The 24227-nt window shown below is 35.1% G+C and carries 18 protein-coding genes and 1 riboswitch; of the genes, 4 read left to right on the top strand and 14 right to left on the bottom strand.

Annotation, left to right across the window (positions count from 1 at the left end):
* Positions 1-231: 231 nt before the first annotated feature.
* On the top strand, positions 232-597 hold the full coding sequence (locus ACQKMD_RS16380; protein ID WP_427753267.1) for a hypothetical protein: 366 nt from the start codon (positions 232-234) through the stop codon (positions 595-597).
* Positions 598-1139: 542 nt separating this feature from the next.
* Here ACQKMD_RS16380 and ACQKMD_RS16385 read toward each other — a convergent pair.
* The 4 genes from ACQKMD_RS16385 to ACQKMD_RS16400 all read right to left on the bottom strand — a co-directional run bounded on the left by ACQKMD_RS16385 (position 1140) and on the right by ACQKMD_RS16400 (position 6900).
* Complete coding sequence (locus ACQKMD_RS16385; protein ID WP_427753268.1) at positions 1140-4103, bottom strand: hypothetical protein; 2964 nt, start codon at positions 4101-4103, stop codon at positions 1140-1142.
* Between the two features lie 630 nt (positions 4104-4733).
* Positions 4734-5981: a hypothetical protein gene (locus tag ACQKMD_RS16390; protein WP_427753270.1), complete on the bottom strand. Its 1248-nt coding sequence runs from the start codon at positions 5979-5981 to the stop codon at positions 4734-4736.
* A gap of 179 nt (positions 5982-6160) precedes the next feature.
* Positions 6161-6451 carry a DUF2653 family protein gene (locus ACQKMD_RS16395; protein WP_427753271.1) on the bottom strand — a complete coding sequence of 97 codons (291 nt, stop codon included), beginning with the start codon at positions 6449-6451 and terminating at the stop codon, positions 6161-6163.
* Complete coding sequence (locus tag ACQKMD_RS16400) at positions 6439-6900, bottom strand: hypothetical protein (RefSeq protein ID WP_427753272.1); 462 nt, start codon at positions 6898-6900, stop codon at positions 6439-6441. The genes ACQKMD_RS16395 and ACQKMD_RS16400 overlap by 13 nt, the downstream gene beginning before the upstream one ends.
* Positions 6901-7401: 501 nt before the next feature.
* Here ACQKMD_RS16400 and ACQKMD_RS16405 point away from each other — a divergent pair.
* Entirely contained in the window at positions 7402-7509 is a 108-nt protein-coding gene (locus ACQKMD_RS16405) for a hypothetical protein (protein ID WP_427753274.1), read from the top strand.
* A gap of 57 nt (positions 7510-7566) precedes the next feature.
* On the opposite strand, the gene ACQKMD_RS16410 is transcribed toward ACQKMD_RS16405, so the two are convergent.
* Positions 7567-8550 carry a methyl-accepting chemotaxis protein gene (locus ACQKMD_RS16410; protein WP_427753275.1) on the bottom strand — a complete coding sequence of 328 codons (984 nt, stop codon included), beginning with the start codon at positions 8548-8550 and terminating at the stop codon, positions 7567-7569.
* A gap of 11 nt (positions 8551-8561) precedes the next feature.
* A complete protein-coding gene (locus ACQKMD_RS16415) occupies positions 8562-9698 on the bottom strand; it encodes an FIST signal transduction protein (protein ID WP_427753276.1) in 1137 nt (378 codons plus the stop codon).
* A 203-nt stretch (positions 9699-9901) separates the two neighbouring features.
* Between ACQKMD_RS16415 and ACQKMD_RS16420 the strand changes: the two genes are divergently transcribed.
* A complete protein-coding gene (locus ACQKMD_RS16420) occupies positions 9902-11038 on the top strand; it encodes an MFS transporter (RefSeq protein ID WP_427753277.1) in 1137 nt (378 codons plus the stop codon).
* A 136-nt stretch (positions 11039-11174) separates the two neighbouring features.
* Here ACQKMD_RS16420 and ACQKMD_RS16425 read toward each other — a convergent pair whose 3' ends face one another.
* The 8 genes from ACQKMD_RS16425 to ACQKMD_RS16460 form a co-directional block, all read right to left on the bottom strand.
* On the bottom strand, positions 11175-11942 hold the full coding sequence (locus tag ACQKMD_RS16425; RefSeq protein WP_427753278.1) for a TatD family hydrolase: 768 nt from the start codon (positions 11940-11942) through the stop codon (positions 11175-11177).
* 5 nt (positions 11943-11947) lie between these two features.
* Entirely contained in the window at positions 11948-12694 is a 747-nt protein-coding gene (locus tag ACQKMD_RS16430; RefSeq protein WP_427753280.1) for an ABC transporter ATP-binding protein, read from the bottom strand.
* Positions 12695-12699: 5 nt separating this feature from the next.
* Positions 12700-13452 (bottom strand): ABC transporter permease, encoded by a 753-nt coding sequence (locus tag ACQKMD_RS16435; RefSeq protein ID WP_427753282.1) that lies wholly within the window; start codon positions 13450-13452, stop codon positions 12700-12702.
* Entirely contained in the window at positions 13452-13742 is a 291-nt protein-coding gene (locus ACQKMD_RS16440; protein ID WP_427753283.1) for a thiamine-binding protein, read from the bottom strand. Before ACQKMD_RS16440 ends, ACQKMD_RS16435 begins: the two co-directional genes overlap by 1 nt.
* Positions 13743-13755: 13 nt before the next feature.
* Positions 13756-14748, bottom strand: coding sequence for an ABC transporter substrate-binding protein (locus ACQKMD_RS16445; RefSeq protein ID WP_427753285.1), 993 nt, complete (start codon positions 14746-14748; stop codon positions 13756-13758).
* A 104-nt stretch (positions 14749-14852) separates the two neighbouring features.
* A riboswitch (TPP riboswitch) is annotated at positions 14853-14962 on the bottom strand.
* Positions 14963-15459: 497 nt separating this feature from the next.
* Positions 15460-16923: a hypothetical protein gene (locus ACQKMD_RS16450; protein WP_427753287.1), complete on the bottom strand. Its 1464-nt coding sequence runs from the start codon at positions 16921-16923 to the stop codon at positions 15460-15462.
* A gap of 200 nt (positions 16924-17123) precedes the next feature.
* On the bottom strand, positions 17124-17357 hold the full coding sequence (locus tag ACQKMD_RS16455) for a hypothetical protein (RefSeq protein WP_427753289.1): 234 nt from the start codon (positions 17355-17357) through the stop codon (positions 17124-17126).
* A 163-nt stretch (positions 17358-17520) separates the two neighbouring features.
* Positions 17521-21906: a S8 family serine peptidase gene (locus ACQKMD_RS16460; RefSeq protein WP_427753290.1), complete on the bottom strand. Its 4386-nt coding sequence runs from the start codon at positions 21904-21906 to the stop codon at positions 17521-17523.
* Positions 21907-23947: 2041 nt separating this feature from the next.
* Between ACQKMD_RS16460 and ACQKMD_RS16465 the strand changes: the two genes are divergently transcribed.
* Positions 23948-24082 carry a sporulation histidine kinase inhibitor Sda gene (locus ACQKMD_RS16465; RefSeq protein ID WP_427753292.1) on the top strand — a complete coding sequence of 45 codons (135 nt, stop codon included), beginning with the start codon at positions 23948-23950 and terminating at the stop codon, positions 24080-24082.
* The last annotated feature ends 145 nt before the right edge of the window (positions 24083-24227 follow it).

Consider the following 24227-nt stretch of genomic DNA (forward strand, 5'->3'; position numbering starts at 1 on the left):
TATCCATTATAAAGGACTTTTTTTATGCACAAAACAAGATTATTGAACATTTTGAGTATTTTTAAAATTAAAGTTATTTTAATGCAACGCTAGTGTAATATCATATATTTCCGATATAGAAGGTTTTATTCTTAATGAACATTTTCCGATTTTTGGGATGCTAACTTATAGTTATAATTTCATCCTTTTTTGGAAAGTATGTATTTATCAATGAAAGAAGGATGATAAATTATGATTAAGAAGTTTTTCGCCATTTTACTAATAGGTTCAATTTCTTTTTTAGCCGGTTCATATTATACAATGAACAATTCTCCAAATAAGCTCCTTGATTGGAACAAAGAATCTATATTCAAAGATAGTGTTGAATTAATTTCTATTCTGCCCCAAAACCTAGAAATCGTATTTGATGAGTTTAAGGTCATCATATCAGACTCAATTGACTTCGTTGATGATAAGATAGGAAACTTACTAAATAAAGAAAAAGATGAAATAAAAAGTGATATAGTGGAAAATCAGGATGACCATACTAACCCTTTACTTAAACCTGCTGAAGAGTTACAACAAGTAAATCTTGATCATTATTTTGAAAAATTATAAAATCGTAAATATGATAGAGGAAAACTCGTAAGCATTCCTCAAGAAATTTTAAGTGAAGAATATTAATTAATTTGAGGGAATGCTTACTGTTTTAACAGAAAACCAAGTCGAACAGTTTTTGTTTTAATTTGAAAGATAAAGTATTCCGCAAAAAAACAAAGTACTTTGAGCAACAATCAGCCAAATCATTTAATAAATCAGAATTGTATACCTGAGGTGAGAGATTCTTTTCCACTATACGTAAAGCCATACTATTAAAAGCGTTCATAGCTATAAGTCATTTAATTAACCAAATTTCCTCGTTTAAATGCCTTTAGATACTTTTTTTGATTGTTAGAGGTCAACCTTTTCTTTTAATAATTTGTAACTATTATCTTAAAGTACTCATACCTATCCCTCCCAAATGAAATAAACCTCATGTACGAATACATGAGAGCTAATGATTCAAAATACTATGAAAAAACTCCTATCTTCCGAAGAAGATAGGAGTTTTTGAATCCGCCCATATGGTAAGGGGGTGGATTAATAATCAGTTAGATTACTTATTTTGCTACTGTTACTTTAACTTCTTTTTTGTGTTCATTTTTCGTTGCTGATTTATCAGTAACTACTTTAGAAGCTGAGTTAAGAGTTTCAATTGTAATATTTTTTGTTAAGTCTAAAGTTGTAGTTGAAGTTGCTGGTGTACCTGCAACAGCTTTAACAGTTTTTACTGTGAATGTATCGCCATCAACTGCTCCAGCGATTGAAACTGTTACACCGTTTAAAGTGAAGCTTTGTGAAGTTGAAAGGTCTGCAATTTCTGGAGTACCATCAGCTTTTTGCAATTCTAGCTTACCACCTGTTGAAGTATTATCTACTACTTTATAGTTAACAGTTTCATCAGCAGTTGCTTTATCTTTATTTGTTAATGTTACTTTAGTAGCACTTGCACCTGAGATTTCTGCATTTGCTGGTGTAGCAGGCACTTCTGCTGTATCTGTACCTTTTTCAATTTTAAGTACTAATTTGTTTTCAAAACCTGATGCTACAGAAGCTTTTAATTCAGCTGCAGTTAAAACTAAAGTATCTGTACCTTGAACAATTTTGAATGCCTCACCTGCATTAACTCCTGTTAAAGCTAATGCTTCGCTATAAGTTAATTCGATTGTTTTGTTATCAAGAATTTTAGCACTTTGTAACACTGGAGCTACGTTATCTTTAACATCTACAGTGCCTGTGTAAGATTTTACTGTTTTTGTACCCGCAATATTTTTAATGTTAGCCGCTGTGAATACAGATGCTTTATCGTCTTTTGCAATTGATTCTGCTGGTAATGTAATTGTTGCCACTTTTTGGTCTTTATCAAGAGTAATAGTAGTACCAGTTAGAGCTTGAAGTGGTTTACCGCCTAAAGTATAGTTTGCAAGGTCAGTTGCTGAACCAGCTACTGCTCCGCCTTTTACTGCTTCTGGGAATGTTACAGTAATAACATTAGATGATGCTTCAGCTTTTGTTACTACAAATTCAGTAGCTTGTTGACCTTGACCAAAATCGATTGTGTAGTTGAATGCTGCTGATTTGTTGCTAGCTTCAGCTTGGTCAGTTACTAAGTCAGATTTGAATGAGATAGCATATTGACCTGAAATAGCTTCAGCAGTTGCTGCTTTGAATACTAATTTTTTATCTCCAGCTTTTACTTCTTTAGATTTGAAGTTTGCAAATGTATCTGTATCAAGAACACCATTTGCATTGACGATAGAAGATGCTGCAACGTGTACTGTAGTATCTGTTGCTACCGAACCTGCTTTTAAACCTTCGCTAAAGTTAATTTCGATTGATTCAACTTTACCATCTTTATCTTTAACTACGTTGTAGCCAGTTGCTACTGGTTTAACTGTGTCTTTTGTTAAAGTTACTTTTAGTACTGAATCAGTTGTTTTATTGCCTAATTTATCTTCCATATCCTTAGGTAAAACTACGCTGAATGTACGGCTATCTTTATTTTTGAAAATATCTTCTGTAACATTAATTTTGAATTGTGTATCCTTTGAACCTTCTACTACTGCTACACCGCTAACTTTAACATCTGCTAGAGCTTCATCTTTAACTGTGATACCAGCTACTTTAGCTACATTCATTGCTTTACTGAATGTTACTAAAATTTCTTTATCACTTGCACCAGCTGATACTGTTGCAGCTGGAATAGCTGCATCTACTGATACTGTGAAATTAGCTGAAATTGATACTACTTTGTTACCAGCTGTATCTTCTGCATTGATTACTTCTAAAGTATGTGTTTTACCTGCTTCAAGGTTTAAGCCTGTTAATTCTAATTTATCAGAAGTACCTGTGAATGAAGTTACTGCAACATAATCACCATCAACTTTAACTAGTACGCCAGCTTTTACTGGTTCTGATAATTGGATAGTCGCAGATTTTGCTACGGTACCGTTTGTTTGAGCTTCAACGCTTAAAATTGAAGGAGCTACTTTATCTTCATAAGTAATTTTGCTTACGAATTTTTCAGTAGATACTTTAGCATCTGCTTTTGTTTTTATTGCGTTAACTACTACAGTAGCGTCTGTAACTTTAATTGCATCAGATGAAGTTAACGTTAATGTTCTACCATCTTCTGATAATTTACCAGCAGAAAGTGAAACACCCTCAATTGTTACTACGTTTAATTTTTCAGCATCTGTTTTATCTACTGCTTTGTTAAATGTAACTTTAACAGTTGTACCGTTAATCGCCTCTACAGCTTTAACTTTAGCTCCAACTTCAATACCGTTTTCGAATGCGCGTTCTACGCCTTGGTCAGTGTAAGTGTCGTTAGCAAGTGCTGCATCGAAGTAGAATTTGCCTTCGAATTCAACTAAACCTTTGTTTAGTGCTGCATCTTTATAAAGTTGGTCTTTGAATAATGCTAAACCTTTGTTTAGTGAACCATCTTTGTAAAGTTGGTCTTTGTAAAGTTCTAAGCCTTTGCTTAGGTTACCAGAAATATATAGTTGGTCGTTATAGATTCCTGTTGCTGCTTTACCAGTTTTGTAGTATACGCCTTTGTAAAGACCTGTCGCTTTTTTACCAGCTTTGTAGTAAGTTTTGTTAACTACGCCAGTGTAAGCTTTACCAGTTTTGTAGTATACGTTTTTGTAAGTACCTGTCGCTTTTTTACCAGCTTTGTAATAAGTCTTGTTAGTTACGCCAGTGAATGCTTTACCAGCTTTGTAGTATACAGATTTATAAGTACCTGTCGCTTTTTTACCAGCTTTGTAATAAGTCTTTTTGTAAAGACCAGTGAATTTTTTACCGTCTTTATATAGAGCTTTGTTGTAAGTTTTGTAACCTTTTACAACTTTACCTGTACTTTTATTTACAAGTTTACCATTGCTCACCTTTACTGAAGTTGAGCTTTTTGCGAATGCTGTATCTGATCCAGCAGCTGCGAATGCTCCTGTTAATACTGTAGCACCAATGACAAAGGCAGTAGCCGATTTTACTAGTTTAAGTTTGTTGTTTACCATTTTATTCATTCTCCTTTACTTGCGGACTATCTAAAAGTTTTAAAGTCATGTAGTTAATACCGTTAAATATCCTTTAAATTTACTTTATGTAATCCTTATTGACTATATTAACACACATCAAAAGGTATACTTAATATTTTTTTGGGTTTTTTACCATTTTGTTTGTTTTTGATAGTATATTACTATTAAATTTATATAAATTTCCACATAGTAATAAAATAAAACTATACTATTTCAAGATAATTCCCTGTTAAAATTTTATTAAAATTTGCGTTTTTTCGTAAAATGTTATTTAAAAATTACTTAAATTGGGTTATAAGTAATGAATATTTACTATAAATTATTTTTACCCAAACATTTAAATAGTTTTAATATTCAATCTTTTTAGACTTATAATATTACCTTTTATTGTATATTTAGGCTATTTTTTATAATATTTTTGCGGATTATATTAATAAAAAGGATTAAATATAATTATTGCCTTGTTAATTTTTTGAGTTTAATTATGTTAGCGAAACCATTAAATGTATTTTTTGTACATAATCATAGATTGGTATTCTATACTTCCGATACATTTACACAAAAACGTAAAAACGTAGCCAGAAGTATACTGACTACGTTTTACATTCTTTATTCTTCTACAATTTCAAAACCATAATTGGTATCTGCAATATGGAGTGCTGATTCACCTTCAACTGTAATAGAACCGAATAGTTTAATATTATCAATACCGAAAATAGTAATGTCATATTTGCCTGCAGTGACTGGTCCTGATATATCAAAGGTTGATACTGTTTTGGCCTTGTTCCATTTAAATGCAGAGATTGTATATAGAACGCCATTTTTTTCTACGTTGATCAAAGGCTTCTTATTATTGACTGCTTGGCTATAGGTTACTTCCAGCGTTTTCGAATCAACAATACGAATAGATTTAATAGTCGTCGCATTTCTAACTAAATCTCCATCTTCGTATAGATTTCCACCGTATTTGCCATTTGCTATATCTGTATGGTAATAATATTTACCATCAAATTTCGCAATTCCATAGTTTTCATCTCTACCATTGTAAAGTCGATCTTCAAATAATGTATATCCTGTATTATAATCTGCATCATTATAAAGAAAATCGTTATATAAGATGAAGCCTTCATTTAAATCTGGTCCATCATATAGTTTCTTATTATAGGTAGTAAAGCCAACATTCGGTTTTGCGTTAGAATACAATCTATCTTTATATACCGTCTTACTTTTTCTTAAAGTCGCACCGTAATAAAGCTCGTCATTAAAAATTCTATAGCCATTATTTATTTTTGGTCCGTAATATAATTGGCTTTTATAAATAAGCGCACCTTCATTTAAATCTTCCCCGTCATAAAGTAAGCCATTATAAATTCTAAAGCCTTCATTTGGCCAACCGTCTGGGGTATAAAGTTTCTTTTGATAAACGACATATCTTCCAGGCTCTTTACCAAGTTCGTAATAGTACCCTTCTAATATACCCGTAAAAAGTTTACCGGATTTATAATATCGTTCGCTACCAGAAACTGTGTATCGACCGGTTGCTTTTTTTGCATCTACATAGAGGATTCCTTGATAAAGCTTTTGCTTTTTATAGAGCTTGCTTCCTTTATACAGTTTGCCGTTTTTTACATTATAACTTTTTGAAACCTTTTTCTTAGTTGTCGTTGTTTTTTTCTTAGTTGTAATTGGCTTTTTCCTCGTTGTTTGAAAGCCTACCTTTGTTTTTTGTAAATTAGTAGAATTGGCAGCTTGAGCGATGTCTGTTTTCGTTAATGTTATTATCGAAGGGATTAATAGTATGGTACAAAGCATAAGCTGTCTAAGTAGTTTGATACGGGTTTTGCTAGTATTCTGCATCGATTTTAAAGCTCCTTCACTTTTATGTATTTAGTTCTTCCAATTCATGTATCATACTTATTTTACCACATTTAAGCCTATTTATTTGAGAAATGCTGGTATCTTTGTTTTATTATTTAAATAATATAAAAAAACAGCACTGATTTAGAAAATCAGTGCTGCATTTGCTATGTGTTTCATTAGTTTACTAAGGCAATAATGCCTTCTTCATCATCTAATACAAGTTCAATCCCTGAAGCAAATGGATCACGGTTTAGGAATTCGGAAATCCATAGACGAACCGCCGCTATTAGACCCGCTTCGCTAACTGCTTCGACTTGACCTCTAATGAATGATTCTGCTGAAAAGCCTTCATCATCATCGTAAGCCAATTCAACTTCAACATCTTCTGGCATAACGTTTTTGTTACGAGCTTGGAAAAGACAGATTGCATTGATGATATCTTGTTCTGGAATAATTATCTGTTCCATGGGTTTGCTTCCTCTTTACGCTTTTTTGCTTTTAGCATAGTGAATACTTTACGAACTAATGCGATTAATACAATAATCGCTAGGATATTTACTGCGAATCCTAAAATAGAACCAAGTGCTCCCATGTTACCAAATAGACCGCCGAATAGTAATCCCGCTAGTCCACCAAGCATAAGACCTTTCATAAGGCCGCCCTTCATGAAGCCACCGCCTGATTTTGTATCTGATGTTCCGTTCTTTGTTTTGGTATCTTGTTTATCTTTTTGAATATTTGAGTTTGTTGGTTGGTTATTGTTATTTGAGTTGTAATTCTTGTTCGTATTGAAACCTTTTTTACCTGATTTATAACCTTTTGCTTCAACAGTTGTTGCTTGATCGTTGAATACAAAGCTTCCGACACTTGAGAATACAAGAGTGGCTGCAAATAAAGCTGCTACTAATTTTTTCAATGTATGACCCTCCGTCAATTTTGGTAGTTTTTCTTTGGTGCAAACCCCACTAAACAGTGTATCATGCACTACTGGATATTTACACTGATATACGAGTGGTAGCCCATAGTATCACGGATAATTATCGCGATCTACTTTATATACGTGTGAAAGGATAAAAAGTTTCAAAAGTAATTATACAATTAGTTTTCTTCCCTCGAATTATTTTACTTCCTATATATAGTCGTTTTAAGTAAATCCTTTTATTGTTCACCTCTTACTGTTTTTTGTTTAGACCCTAAAACCCTAGGGTAAAGATTATATGTAAATTAAAATCTGAGGTATTCAAATGACATTAAAATTAACCGTAGAAAGCAACTCACAAGTATTGGAATAAATTAAAAAATTAGAAATGCGAGATGATATCGATGTCTTTGCTCACTTCAAAGAAAGATCTGATGATATCAATAATGCTCTAGATACTGCTGAAGTTGGAATAAAAGAACAGGTTATCTTAAAAACATGTTCGCTTCACGTGGTGATGAACTACACAATAAGATGGAAGCTGCCGGCTTAACAAAAGAAGAAGCTGCTAATGACGAAGAGGAACTAGATCAAGGTAAAAGCTAATGAATGAAGAGAACCCCAATCACGCAATTAGGTGATTGAGGGTTCTTTGTATTTATATTAAAGCTGGTTATTTTTTAATGCTCCAACTAAGTATTTTACTTGAGAAATATAGGATGTCATATCTGTTGAAATGAAAAATTTATCTTGAGAGAATATGTACAGTTCATCAATTCTTTTCGTTGATTGTTCAGATAAATGGACAATCGCCTCAAGTTCTTTACGGAATGTGATGATTTCGGTCATCGTTTTATCTGTTGCTAGCTTAATACCTGACATACTTGTAAAGAGCTCTTTTTCAGATGTTGCTATTTTCTCGAAGAACTCACTTGTGAAACGTGTCATTTCTTGAGTATGATTGAAATCTTTTGATTTTTCAGCGATATCTGTTGAAAGAACTGAGACTTTATCAACAATTTCGTTTACTTTTTTATTAACATTCACTAATGCGTTTTTACTTTGTTCAGCTAATTTACGCACTTCAGCAGCTACTACAGCAAAACCTTTACCATGCTCCCCTGCTCTTGCGGCTTCAATCGAGGCGTTTAGAGCTAGTAAATTCGTTTGGTCTGCTATCCCTGCTATTATATTGGTAATAGCTATAATGTCATTTGTTTCTCGCTGTACTTCGAAGATGGATTTTTCGAAATTAGTAAATACTTCTTTGACATAATCCATTTGAGCATCGAGCTTGTCCATATTTTCATTACCTTCAGTTACTAAGCGAATATTTTCCTCGCCTTGTGCTTCCACTGTAGCTGTAATACTATGTATGTTTTGCGCTTCTTCAATGATTCTTTGGATATTCTCACTTGAGGCAATTAAAGATGTTCTGCCCTCTTCCACAGTACTTTTGACATCTGTAATACGCTCGATAAATACGCTGTCACCTTTCGCGTTTTTTTCATTGGATGATTTTAATAATGTGATTAGATCAAGTAACCCTTCGATCATTAATTCTTTTTCTTCGTTTGTTAAACCGGCAATTTCTTCTATTATAATGTCAGACTGGTTGTCCTTTTGTTTGAAAAAGCTTTTAAGCATGCTAAACGCTCCTATCTTTTCTTCCCTAAACCTAAAAGTACTAGTGTTTGATTAACAAGTGATTTATTGAATTGTTCACCGTAACTGCAGAATCCTCCTAGACTAGGCAATTTCTCAAGTTCTCGATTTAAATCAGGAAATAGACCTTGACTTTGAAATTGTAATTTTCTTAGAATGCAGTTAAAGGCTAACACGCCTTCTAATTTGGTAAATTCGGACTTTAATGTATGTAACGTTTGTTGTAAGGTTTCAACAGGGTTTTTTGGTTCTAAAATCTCAACAATTGTATCTTGGAAAACTTGGCAATAAAATTGGATCGCACCATTCGATAGAATCTGGAAAGGCGAGGCGATAAAAATTTCATCGTTAAATCTTCTACCTAGTGGGTTTGTCATAAAATATCGATCTAGTTCATTTTCTCTTATGCCTAATAGATTTGCATAGACTATTGTAGCCATTTTGCCATCTAATTCGTAGACAATTCGTTGTTCAGTGTCAACTTTTGTGACTTTCATCGATTTTCCCGTGCTAGTGAAAATATTTTCCTTCAGCATGACAAAGTCGACAGTGGGTTTCATAAAGATAACGATGCCACCCCTACTTGATACTTCTCCATTTAAACTCACAAAAGTTTCGATGAATTCCGCATCATCTCCAGCAGTTGCGCCAAATACAGGGAATCCCTCATGAGAGAAAATTGAATTAACTATTGAAAGCATCTTTTCTTCTGCGGCAATTAATCCATTCGGAAATACTAATGCTACCCCTTCTTTTTCAAGTGTTTGACTAGTAAGATTAATACCTATATGTTTTGCTGCAGAAATTAAATCATTACGAGAAAATACAGGGTATTTCGTAATATCGTTCATCAAAACAGTACTTATTTGCCCAATATTCTTTGCAAAGCTCATCGCTACGAGACCATTTTCTAAAAAACCAGATGGTCCAATTTCACCTGTCGTCGTTAAGCCGACAACTTCACTATTTGGATATTGTGCGTTAAATAGTGCTGTTATTTCTTGAAATTGGTGTGTGGTGCTAGTAAAAAATAATAGTAATGCAGGTTCAGTATGTAGTTTACTCGTAACTTCTTTGACAGCTTCTACTGTATTTTGTTGCTTGGTAGAATTGGAACGTATTAATTCCATAGTAACACCTCTAGTTTATCTTGATAGTTATTTCGAATTGTTATAAATTATCAAAAGTAGCCCTTTCTTACAATCTATTATAGCATGTGTATGAGCCTTTTTACTTAATATCCCTTTTTTATTCTCAAAACTTTCAAAATCTTGGGTGATTGGCATTGATAGGCTATAATATATAGATAATTTAATTGTTGGAGATGTTTTTAATGAAAAAATTTATATATATCATTGTGTTCTTTTCGTTCTTCGATTTGTTTACACAACTGCCTGTCATGAGTACATTTGCTGAATCGCTTGGAGCCTCGGCCTTTCTAACAGGCTTGGCGGTTGGTATGTATTCTTTGTCAAATACATTTGGTAACATCATTTCAGGGTTTTTAACGGATCGCAAAGGTCCCTATACAATCTTGATAGTAGGTTTATTCACTACTGGTCTTTCTTTGTTGCTTTATATGTTAGCTGATGCTCCGTTAATGCTCTTAGTTGTTCGCTTTATCCACGGCTTAGTAGCAGGATTAATCGTTCCAGCAGCATTTACTTTTTTAGCAAATGAAACGGAACAAGAAAAACGTGGTAAGAGCAGTGCAATATCAGGAGCATTTATAGGTATTGCTGCCATAACTGGTCCTGCATTTAGTGGGATTTTAGCCAGCCGGACAAGCGTTCCATTTGTTTTTAATATTACGGCTGTCTGCATGTTAGTGCTCGCTATTTTTGCTATCTTTATTTTAAAAGCAACTCACATAAAAAAAGATTCATCTACTAGTGTCCACGTTCCAATTCGAGCTTTTTTCAAAAACACCGGCACACTTAAAGCTTTCTCTGGCGCATTTTTCCTTATGTTTTCCCAAGGAGCCATTGCTTACTTGTTACCTTTAAAAGTGCAAGAATTGGGTTTTGATTCACGAGTGAGTGGGACGCTAATGAGTACATTTGGCATTGTAGCTGTTCTTGTATTCTTATTACCGACTAATAGAATCTTTGATAATATTAAGCCGATTAAAACGTTAGCGCTTGGCATTAGCTTAATGGGTTTAAGTCAACTACTAATTAGCCAAGCGGATATAAGTACGTTGCTTTATATTGCAATGGCTTGCTATGGCTTTGGTTTCGCATTCTTGTTCCCTTCATTAAATTCGTTGCTGATTGATTCGACAACTGTCGAGGTCAGAGGTAAAGCTTATGGTTACTTCTATGCGTTCTTCTCATTAGGTGTAGTTGTAGGTTCTTCGCTTCTAGGTTGGTTGTCATTTGGCATCACAGGCTGCTTCGTATTTACCGGAATCTTGCTACTGTGCTTTGCTTGTGTAACTTTATTAAATAGAAAAGCTGCTACAGCTTAAAGATCAGCCAGAGGTTTTAATATCTCTGGCTTTTTTTGTGATGTTTGTTACTTAGCTAGATAGTGACCTCTATTTCAAAATAAAATCCCCTTTGCCCGAAGACAAAGAGGATTTTATTGTTAAGGTAAGTGATATGCTAGTAATTCAAGCGATAAAACTTCTGTGTATTTTCATATAAGGTAGTAGAAACTTCTTCAAATGATAGCTGTTTAATCGTAGCAATCTTTTCAATAGAAGCTCTTATCATGATTGGATGTGTCATTTTACCCGAGAAAATCCCTTTAAATGGCCAAGGTCCATCTGTTTCTACCATCATTTGCTCTAAAGGATATTCCTTTACGAGCTGCTGAATTTCCTTTTCATACAATACATCTGGTGTTATAGAGATGAAATACCCATTTGCAATCATTCGTTTAACTACATGTATATCCCCTTTAAACCAATGAAAATGCGCGGCGGTTACTTTGTATTTTTCTAATAAATCACAAACTGTGTGTGCATCTTCATAAACAGCATGCAAAATAATCGGTTTATCCATCTCAGCTGCAAGTGCAATGAACTTTTCAAGTAAGTTTATATATGGTTGATATGGGAGTTCTTTTTCTTGCTTTAAATAATAAGGTAGACCAACTTCACCAATTGCAACCATCTCTTCGATATGTCCTCTCATCCATTCAAACAATTGAACTTGCTCTCTATCCTCTAACATTACTTGTTCAGGATGAAAGCCAAATGCAGGAAGAATCCGCTTATCATGTTGGGCTAATTTTAAATTGACCATACTCGATGCTAAGTGAGTAGATACTGCTATTAGATGTGTTACATTAAATTGAGCCATTTCGGTTAATAGTATTTCTCGCTGCTCTTCGCTATATTGATCAAAATGGATATGAGCATCAATCATCAATTTTACTCACCTACCTCAATTTCATCCTTCAACATATTAAAAAGTTTCTGTTTGAGTTGGAAGAATTCATTTGAATTTATGAGGCTCTCTTCTCTCGGCCTTACAAAAGGAACTTTTATCTCTTCTTTTATAGTAGCAGGGCGCTTCGTTAGTATATAAATTCGATCCGCTAAAAAAATTGCTTCTTCAATACTATGGGTGACAAATAGTACGGATTTTCGATTCTCTTCCCATACAGAAAGGAGCCATTTTTGCATTTCAATTCTTGTAAATTCATCTAAAGCTGAAAATGGTTCATCTAGACATAATAATTTTTGTTTACTGAGTAACGCTCTTATAAAAGCCACTCGTTGCTTCATACCACCTGATAATTCTATTGGGTAGGCATTCTGAAAATCTCGTAATCCAACTTTCTCTAGCCATGCACTCGCTTCTTCGTAATTTGGTTTACCGGATAACTCTTGCATAAGTACGACATTTTCTATGACAGTTCTCCAAGGGAACAGTGAAGGTTGCTGAGGCATATAGCCGATTAACCCTTTTTGGCCATGAATGATTTTGTCATTTAAAGAAAGAGTCCCTTCATCTGGTGTAGCAATTCCTCCAATTAAGTTGAAAATCGTGCTCTTGCCACTCCCAGAAGGTCCGAGTAATGCAACAAATTCACCATCTTCTACATGTATGGAAATATCATGTAAAACTTGAGTTGTTCCATAAGCCTTTTCAATATGATCCATTTTAAGTAACATTGAATTCACCTCTCTAGTTTGCCTTTAATTACTCTTCTTTCAATCAACCGTAGCAAACCAAATACGAGGACACTTAAAAGCATGATGGTGAAAATAGCTACAAACACACGATCTGTACGGAACGAAGACTGAGATAAAGTCATGTATACACCAATCCCCTTTTTGGCACCTAACCATTCAGATATAACTGCCCCCATGACACTATAAGTCGCTGCGATTTTCAGCCCAGAAAATAATGTAGGAAGTGAATGTGGTAATTCTAGCTTCCAAAATAATTGGCTTTTCGATGCTCCAGCCATTTCCATATAGTATTTGAGCTCTGGAGCTGTATTTTTAAAGCCATCTAAGGCAGCTACAACTATTGGGAAAAAGCAGACTAAACCTATAATGATCAGTTTTGGCAATAAACCAAAGCCGAACCAAATAATTAGAAGAGGTGCTAAAACAATGATTGGAATATTTTGCGATAGAATAAGTAACGGATATACAAGCTTTTGAACTTTCGGCAACATATGTAGAGATACCGCTATGATAAACCCTACAAAGCTTCCAATTGTAAGTCCTAAAATCGCTAACTGAGTTGTAGCAAAAATATCAGTTGAAAATGTAGGGATCGCTTTGACTGCTTCAGAAAAAATAGCTGTCGGAGCAGGTAGCAACCAGCCCGGAACTTCTTTTAATCTAACTACTAGTTCCCAACAACATAAAATGAAAAGGAGCAGAAAAATCGCTCCTCCTTTTTCACGAATCCATTTCATTATTTGTATTTCTCCGTTAAAGTCCCAAGTGTGATACCCGTTGGTTGATAAAGTATTTTCACTTGTGTAATAACATTTACGCTACCAAGTTCGATCATTTTTTCGTTCATTTTTTGGATAATTTCTAGTAGTTCAGAAAGTTCACCTTCCATTGTTGTTTCAAGTGGATGTACTTCATAGTTCACACCAGCATCGTCGATAATTTTGATCGCTGCATCTACAAAAGGAATAACATCCTCGTATGTTTTTGTTTTTGGAATGATTTGTACACTGATTAATGAATTAGCCATTTCTTTCTCCTCCTTATTGTGGTAAAAATTCGTTTGTGAACGCTTTTTCAGGATCGAATTTTCCTTCTAATACGTTATTTTCACTCATCCATTTTGCATAGTTCTCCCAAATTTCAAGCTTCTGCTCTCCCCATTGTTTTGCATCATCTTGATATTTGTCAGCTAGCCATTTTTGGCTCTCCTTAACTAGTTCTGCATCTAATTCTGGGGCCTCTTTTAGTAAGATATCAGCAGCGGCTTCTGGATCTTTTATAGCAAATTCATATCCTTTCGAAGTTGCTTTAGTGAATGCTTTCACCGTTTCTGGATTGCTCTGTATCATTTTTTCGTTAGTTGTTAGGACCGGAGTGTAGTAATCTAGTTTGTCACTATAGTCTGTTAAGTAGAGCATATTTAATTTTTCTCCACGCAGTTCCGCTTCAACACCTGTCCATGCGTAGTAAATCCATGCAAAATCTACATCTTTTTTGACCATTGTAAAGAAGTCAGCATCTCCAGCATTAATAATGTCTAGCTTCTTACTATCTGCTTTTTCGATTTTCATAAGAGAATCGAGCACTGCCTTTTCGATTGGGGAACCCCATCCACCGTAAGTTTTACCTTCAAAATCTTTTGGTGATTTAATATTTTTGTCTATCGGGGATGCGAACCCAGATGTATTATGCTGAATAATCGCTGCGATTGACACCAGTGGAACTCCTTGAACTCTTGCTTGTGTAATCGATTCTTGCGCTGAAATACCGAATTCGGCTTTACCTGAAGCTATTAGTTGAGCTGCTCCTGTTTCACCTGGTTGAATTATTTCTACATCTAATCCTTGCTCTTTAAAAAAATCTTGTTCTTGCGCTACATACAACCCTGTATGATTTGTATTTGGTGTCCAATCTAAAACTACAGTTACTTTTGTTAATGCATTTTTTGAATCTTTTTCATTTCCTTTTGACTCATTTGATTGGCAACCTATTAAAGCCAATAATGCTACAATGAGCAACATACATTTTTTCATTTCCCTTGCCTCCATCTATATTATTTTGACAAGTTCCATGCAAAAAGAAAAACGCCCGGAACTATTCCGGACGTTAACATACATTCTAAAATACAATGATACTCAAGATTTTAGCTGATGTTCCCTCCGCTGGTGTTAACCAGATCAGGTTCTAAGGGTCAGCATCTATCGGATACATTCTCAGCTGGCAACACCAGCCCCCCCACATTCTTGCACATATGAACTTAACTTTCTCACCTATTATATCAAAAAAACAAAAGAATCCAATATTTATTTGGAAGTGATGGCTGTGAATTGGTGGATTGGTGGATTGTTGCGCTATTTGAGGTGATTGTTGCGTTAATTCTGGTGATTGTTGCGCTATCTTGCTTGATTGTTGCACTAACTCGAGTGATTGTTGCGCTAACTCACTCCATTGTTATTTAGCAGAATATTCACGTCTTCTGTACTCTCTAATATCAAAAAAACAAAAGTTTCCAATATTTATTTGGAAGTGATGGCTATGGATTAGTGGATTGTTGCGCTATTTGAGGTGATTGTTGCGTTAATTCTGGTGATTGTTGCGTTATCTTGCTTCATTGTTGTACTAACTCGAGTGATTGTTGCACTAACTCACTCCATTGTTATTTAGCAGAATATTCACGTCTTCTGTACTCTCAAAATTACTATTTGTTTTATTAATAGATGAAGATGTATTAACATAAATACCAATTACTTCGCCAGCAAATCTTCACCGAAAATCGATACGGTTTGGCGATCTGGAACGAATTCATGTCCATTCCATTTCAATACAGTTTCCACATATCCTAATCCGTCGGCATGGTATCTACCCGCGATTTCTTGATAAGCCAAAAATTCGTAGTTGCCATCTCTAGCATAATCAATAGGATAGAGTCCGCCAATCGGATCAACCCAGCCTTGAATTGGTTCTTTAAGGGTACCATCTATATTATAAATTTCAGACAAATATTCTTTTCCTTTATACGTTAAATCTAAGATATATTTTTTCTTTGGATAGGAGCTAGTAACGCTCACTTTGTAATGATCCAGATAATTAACTTCGTATTTTGAAAGTTCATTATATGCTTCCGAGTCAAATACTTGGCTCATTTGTCCATTCACATATGTAAATATATACGCAAATATTATGCCACCACTTCCGCCTGAATCTATGACTACCAATATGTCATCTACATGATCTCCTGTATAATCCCCGAGCGATATGGTGGGGTTATAACCCGCATTTTCTTTCAATGGAATTTGTTCGTAAAAATTTGTTTTTTCATTAAAAATCACAAGGGTAATATTCTTCAAATATGGACTTCCTGCGGTTTTCTCACCAGTAAGAAGAATTGTATCAATTAAGCCATCACCCGTAACATCGCCACTTTTTTTATCTATGACGGTTTGAGCCATCACATGATGTTGCTTCAACTTATACATAATTTGTTTTCTTTTTTCTAGTAGAGTTTCTTTAGATGGGTATGGTGCATTAAATGACAGCGTTTTATCAAGTGAAATGAGCGCCTGTTCTAAATCTCCTGATTTCATTTGAGCATCCGCTAAATAATACCAATAAAAAGGATAGTCATTATTCTTCAATAGATTCTTATAATATTCTTCTACCTTTTTAAAATAATATGGGTAAACATCCATTGCCTTTACAAGGCTATTTCCATTAAAACGATAGACAGCTATTTTATATGCCTCACCCGTATCGTGAACCCATATTGCTAACTCATATTTACCATCCGAACCTTTAGTACTCGGCATATCCTCTACTTGTAATTTACTATAGACCATATTATTTGTGTGTATATGGACAAAACCTTTATTTGTCCATTGTAGTAGATCTAATTTGGACCATATACTACCTATTTGCCAACCTACAATTAAGGTATTCACACTTGTATTGATGAGTGGTACAGCTACTAAATTCGTTATTCCATATCCGCTTCCTTTGATGTCTGCTATTGGAATCCACTGATTATTGTTGTTTTTTAATATCATAATATAATTTTGACCTTGATGGTTGTATGCTCCTATTAGCTCTTCTTTATGATCCCCATCTATATCTGCTAGTAGTATTGCCTGCCTTTTCTCAGGTTGTTGCAATTCTAAAATAGTTGCAGTTGGAGGCAAAAATCCCCTCAGTATATTTGTATATTCCTCCAATATTCACCCCACCTTTTAATCTATTATATGCATGCTTCGTTTAGATGATTTGCATCTCCCTTGCGCTTTAAATGTGTTTGTTTTACCTTTGGAGCATAATAATATCCCCTGACTCAATAGAATCAGGGGATGCTTTGTAGTCATTTAATTTGTGTGAAATTTAAGTGTATGTGTGCGACTATACTCGTTCTATTTTTTTATTACCAACGGTGACCGTGTTGAATAGGGTGCCACGGATGCCACGGACTCCATGGCTGCCATTGTTGCCAAGGACTCCAGGGATTCCATGGTTGCCATTGATTCCACTGATTCCATTGATGACCTGGATGCCAGTTTTGACCCATGTTCCAATTGTTACCTTGATTCCAATGCTGCCCTCGCCAAAAATTAGAACTTTCGCGTTGCCACTGTCCTCCATGCAGAGGTTGAACCATTCAATTTCACTCCTTTTCCATTCATTCTTTATAGGATATGTATTAGGGCATAAGTTGGTCCGTAATAGTAAATAAAAAAGGCTTTTTTCCTTTTATATTTTCTGTAAGACATTAAAACCCCCTTTCCTCATAATAGAAAAGGGGGTTCATTACTCAATAGCGTTTATTTCTCAACATTGATATACAGCTTACCCTTCGCTTCTTGACGCGTTTCATTTTTGAAATTGTCAACAGCTTTTACTTCGATTACTGCTCCTTTTGCTACTGTTCCTGATGGTACTGTCCAATAGCCTACGTAATGACCATCTGCTTGTTCAGACATAGGTAGTTCAGTTGCATTTTGCACTGGATTATTAACGTTCGTTAATGGCATATGAATTACAAAAGTAGCTTTCAACCCTGGAGCACTATCAAATTCGATTTTAACGCTTTTACCTGTTTCTAAAGTAAGGTCTTCTACTGGTGTTAAGTTTTCAATGACAGGTGCATCGTAATTTGCTGTTACGCTAATTTTCTTTGTTTCTTTATTATTTGCTTTATCACTAGCTACTACTTTGATTTCATTTACACCATTGTCGAGAAGAATGCGTTTTGAATATTTTCCGTCGACTACTGGTGCGTCTTTTCCATTTACACGAACCCAATCTAGATTTGCATCATCAACAGTACCTTCAACTGTTACTGACTCACGATTTGTTTTATCTCCATCTAGAGGACTTTCGATTTTCAGTTCAGGTTTCACTGTGTCTAAAATAACATTGACAGCTTCAGATTCCCCTATTACTCGATTATCTAAAGTTGCCACTGCTACGAAATCATTCGCACCTTCTGATAATTTAGCTTCGATTGAGAATTTACCATCTGCTCCTACGACAGCAGATCCAACTTCTTTATCATTTTGTTTTAATTTAATCGTTGTTGTTGGTGAAGCTGTTCCTTCAATTTTTGTTGATGCTTGGTTTGTAACAGATTTTGTTGCTGGTGTAGTGATAATTGGCCCCTGTACTTCATAGCTTACACGCGCACGAATCATGTAATTGCCTTCTTCAGCTGGTGATGGAGACCAAGCATCGGAAACACCTTGGTAACTTCGTCCTGCATTTTTTCCGCTTTCATCTGTTGCAAGCCCTGGTGTGTTCGGACTAGCAAATGTTTGGCGATACACCATGTAGAAATCACCTTTTACAATAATATGGTGCTCGCTTAAATCCACAACTGTCCATTCACCATTGCGTAGAGCTGTTGCATCAATCGGGCCTGCAAGTTTCTTACCAGGCGATCCTTCCGCTCCAGTTGCGTCCCACACTTCAACTGCGAATGCCGTACCACCTGGAACTGGCCATTCAGTGTCCCAGAATCGGAATACGCCATCTGTAACGATTCCGTTTTCTTTTCCTTCAGGAAGAGACATTTTCACTGCCCAAGCGTTGCCAGCTGCATTAAATGCATGCGCATTTTCAGGAGTACCATCATCATAGCCAATCTCGCCACCTGGGTACGTGTTAAATGGTTTAAGCTCAATATTTTGTGTCGTAGTTTGCTTACCAACTTTAATTGATACTTCTTGGCTATGGTAACCACGAGCGATTACTTTTAATGTGTAGTCCCCTTCATATGCAGTTAATGAATAGTTACCTTCTGCATCTGTAGTAACTGGCGTAATGTTAGCATCTTCAACGAGTAAGGCCGTTACTCCTGCTACGCTTTCGCCCGTTGATTTGTCAGTGATCTTGCCACTAACTGTATTTTGTGCAACCTCATTCAATGTGAAGTTCGCAGTCGACGTGCCATCTGCTGTAATTGAAACGGATTGTTGCTTAGAAGTGAATCCGTATGCTTCTGCTTTCGCAGTGAATGTTCCTGCAGCAAGTGTTAATGAATACGAACCATCAGCAGGATTTGAATAGGCTGATCTTCCTGATTCAAGAATACTTACTTGTGCACCAAGTGGTAAAAGTGTTGGATTCACAACAGCTTCTTCTATCGGTGTTTTTTCTTTTGTAGGCATTACAGGACGAATAGTTTTAGGATCAACCGATTCTTTCATAGCGTTTTTATCTTGATCCTTTCCTATATTCTCTTTGTTATTGCTGTTTTTATCGTTAGCGTTATTAGATTTACCATTCACACCTTTATTTTTACCCTTGTCTTTAGAAACTTTACCTGCTTGTGAGACATCAACTAGTGCGATGTCATCAATATACCAACCTTCTTTATTTATACTTCCATCAGAGTACGCATTAAATCCAATATAAATACGTTTACCCGCATAAGCTGATAAATCAACTTCTGCATTGGTCCAACCGTTTGAAGCGCCTTGGACCATCATTACTTGTGTCCAATCTTCTCTATCAGTTGAGACAAAGACATGTCCATAATCCCAAGCTCTACCCGATGCGGATTCCTCGAAATTATGCCATTGTTTGAACTGTAAATAAGATTTTCCTTGTGGTAGATCAACTGGAGGCATCTCTAGTGTTGCATTCATTTGGCTGTCGTAGTTACCAGCTAAATTTGTTGCATACACTTTGTCACCAGACGCAGCTTTTCCTGGACCTGACGTCGGTGTTCCCCACTCCCAACTGTTTTTATTGCCATAAGAAGTCCAACCAGTAGGTTTTGTTTCTAGGTTTTCAAAGTATCCTACTGTAATACCTGATTTTACTTGAATTGCATATTCATCACTACTTACTTCATTGTTACCAAAGTCGTTGACTGTCCACTTATACTTGAATGAACCTACTTTAATCTTATCACCTGGGATTGTCACTCCGAATTCCCCTGATTTATAATCCCCGGATTTATGAGTTGCGGTAATTGATTTCCAAGCTCCTTCTGCATCTTTGTAATTTAAGACAACAGATGAAACGCTAATATTGTCAGTTACTGAAGCTGTTAACTCTAAATTCATCCCTGCATATGCTTCCGCAGGACTTTTATGTTTTAATACGGGTGCTTCAGTGTCATTACCTTGTTTTGTTACTTGACCTTTTAACGTACCTAGGCCTGTCATTACTGAAGAAACAGCTGCCTGAGCATCTACTAATCCATAACCATATCCATGATTAGGTGTTTGTTTATATTCAGAGTCAGTTAATGGTAGTGCTGTATCCATTAAAATTTGTTCCATTTCGTCAACCGTTATGTTTGCATTTACTTGACGAAGAAGAGCTAATACCCCTGAAACTGCTGGTCCAGCCATGGATGTCCCATTCCAGCCACCTTCATAACCACTGCCAGGTACAGTTGATCGGATGTTCACACCAGGTGCTGAAATGTCTGGCTTGATTTGATCATATGGCGATGGTCCACGAAGAGAAAAACTTCCTACTTTGTTATTAATATCAGTTGCTCCAGTTGCAAACGCTTCTGGGTAATTTGCTGGTGCAGCAACAGAACCCGGGCCACCTGGATTTGTTCTAGTTGTGTTCCCTGCAGAAAACTCTGGGAAAATTTCTGCAGCGCGCCAATTGCGTACTACGTCTCGGTACCATTCATCAAGACCTGGGCCGCCACCCCAAGAGTTATTCACAATATCTGGAGCCATATCTACTCGTGCATTTCCATTTGCATCAGTTGGTGCTAAAATCCATTGTGCTGCTTCCAAAAGATCAGCATCTGATCCTCCTTCTGATGTAAATGCTTTTACGGAGATATATTTCGCACCAGGTGCAACCCCAACTTGGTTAGAGCCATTTGGTTCACTACCAACCATTGTCCCTGTTACGTGCGTACCGTGACCAACGTCATCGTACGGAGTGTTACGACCTACAGTTGCATCAAACCAGTTGAAGTCATGAGAAACTTGTCCAGTTGATGCATTGAAGCCTCGATATTTTTGCTTTAAAGCTGGGTGATCCCATTGCACGCCAGTATCAATACTTGCTACCACAGTTCCTGCCCCATCAATACCCTTTGCCCAAACTTGTGGAGCTTTAACACGTTCTACGTTCCATTCAACATTTGCCGTTTTTGATTTAGGTGCAGGTGTATCTATTGTTTTTGTCGTAAATAATTGACGTTTTTCATTTGGTAATACTTTTTCTACTTCTGCAAATGTCGCCACTTTTTCAGCAATTTCTTTTGTTGCCGTAACAGCCATTCCATTAACGATATAGTAAGATGTGATGTCTTTAGCATTTCCTTTTTTCTCTTCCTGTTCAAGGAATTGTTTGACTGTCTCTTGCGACTCAAGTGAAGTTGCCTTCAAATCAGATACAACCGCAGATCGTTGAAAAAGCTTAACTTGGTGGGCAGTCATTTTATCTGCCTGTGCATCTTTATTAGCTTCAGTAGCCACCTTATTTGCAGCAGATTTTTCTTTAAATTTGATAAGAAACGTTACCTTTTCATCATCTTTAAAATTATTGAGTAATCGATCGCTTAGCTTATCTTTCACGAGAGTTGTATTAGAATTTGAATCTCTGAAAGACTGATGAAGCTTACCAGTCGTTTTTGCACTAGCAACATTTGGAGCGATTAAAGAAAATGCCATGAGTACGGATGCAGCGATGCTAAATGCCTTGACAGAACTACTTTTTTCCTTCATCTTCATTCCTCCCCTAATTTTATAAAGATATTTGTTCTTTGCTAAAGCCGATAGTCTTTTAAAATCATCTTAAAAAGACCAAAGAAAAACACCTTTGCCTCCTTTCCCAAACAGTCGTTTTGGTAAACAGAATCAATGGTGCCAAATATCAATCTCTAGTTGTAATTACAACTATATAAGATTACAATACAAATTTTTGTCAGTTTTTATCGATTTTTTTCTCCTTTTTCATAAATAATAATATTTTACTATTCGCTAACAGGACTTAAGTCACAAAAACACTATTCCTATTTATTGAATTAATCAATCTAAAATGTACAGAAATGTTGATATGACAATATAAATAAGGTGTAAGTGAATTTTTGTTAAATTTACTGAATTTTCAATTTAAATGAAAAACACCTAAATACACCTATTAAATCCAAAATAAGTTAATTAATATTCTAATTATTTATACTAAATTAATAGTACTAAATGATTACCTCCTTATAAAAACCTACCGTCTTTTCACCATAGGTATTTTTACATAAACACTTTTAAATACAAGGTTTACACTATTTTTAAATCTTCATTAACAAGCCACCTTTTCATTTTTACTAAAATCCTGAAATATTGATTCTACCACTTCCTTTTCAAAGGACTAATATCCTAATAGCAACAAATTGTATCGATAAGTTTTTCTACAAACATTCTTATTTTATTAACTAGGAAGGTTTAAAACGACATAATAACTCTTTCAAGGTTATAGAAAAGAATAAAAATTATCTTCCTCTTCCTCTGTACTGATAATTTTCATGAAGGTTTTATAAAAACTTGATTAAAGCCATTTCGAATAGCCTTTATTACATACGAAATGCAATAAAAAAATCTCCTAATTTTGTTGATAAGGAGATTACAGATTGAAGACAAAAAGCAGTTGAGTGAGCTCATTCCAACTGCCTTTAAAATTTCCCTTATTTTTTCTAAATAATTTTTTTATCCACCAATTTTTACACTTTAAAAGATTGTATTTATATTGGCGATTGGAACAAGTTGTTCAATTATAATTATCTCAAATTGGACGCGTTCATGATTCCCCCCCATTATCCCCCATAATCTCGAGATTGTTATTACATTCAATTATTAAAATGAATGAGTCAACAGAAAAGTGGCAGATAGTATTGTATTTTATTGGTTTGGAGAAGCGTCCGCTCGACTCCTACGGGAAAGCGAGACAGAATGAGACCTTGGAAAGCGAGCGGTAAGCTTCGGATAACCAGGTCTATCCTGTATAGAAAAAACTCCAATTTTTGATTAGAAGATTAACTTTAAATAGGATGATTCCATAATAAATATTATTGAAATCCCAATTGATCAAGTAAAATGAGTCAAAAGTTCATTTAAGTAAGTACCCTTCAAACTTTCCTTCGATTGGTTTTAACTAAAAAAATAACAAGGAATCTTTCACCCATCATTACATATAAAATTATAATCGACAGAATTTTACGAGAGTTCATATTTTTCTATTAAGGAAAGGGAACGGTAGGGTTATTGCGCTAAAAACAGTGATTGTTGTGGAATTTGTAATAGTCACTACGATGAACTTGGTAATTTTTGTAATACAATGACTAATTATTGTATTACCCTTTTCAATTAATTATTAGCAGAATATTCACGTCTTAATATTAGTGAATTCTAGCTCCCATGCTAATTTGAGAATATTTAATATCTCTATTTTTATGAAAAGGAATACCATTTATGGTGTCAATTCAACTCGAAATACCAACGAAAAGCTGACAATTCAGAAAAATGTTTCGACAAAATTTAGTGGTATATAGAACTGTGGATAACTTTATACACATTACACACACTGTTACTCCTATATTCCTCCAATATATCCATAAGTTAACCACAAATTATCCACGAAAGTCTGTGGATAAAGCAGTGGTTGTCTTGATCCAAGCAATTTGCTACATTATTTATAGCAAAGTTAACTATCAATATATTACATCTTGTTTTGATTTAGAACTCCACTCACAAAAATACGGAGGTGAACTAATTCGTGAGTAAATTATCGGACGATTTATTGATTAAAGCTTACGTCACGGCAACTACTAGCATGTTAAATCCAGATTTTATTTACCTACTAAAAACTGAAATTATACGCCGCTCTCTAATGAAGAAAATCCCATGTTAAACTAATTCAGCATTTAAAAAAAATGAGGAATTAGCTTTTCTTGTTAATGATAGTCATTTCAAATATAAATAGCTATTTATTTCTTTGTTTGAACACCAACGTGAATTAGATATCCGATACATGTTTGTCATGTATTTCAACTTTA

It is taken from the genome of Viridibacillus sp. NPDC096237, from assembly GCF_050278625.1.
Taxonomy (GTDB): domain Bacteria; phylum Bacillota; class Bacilli; order Bacillales_A; family Planococcaceae; genus Viridibacillus.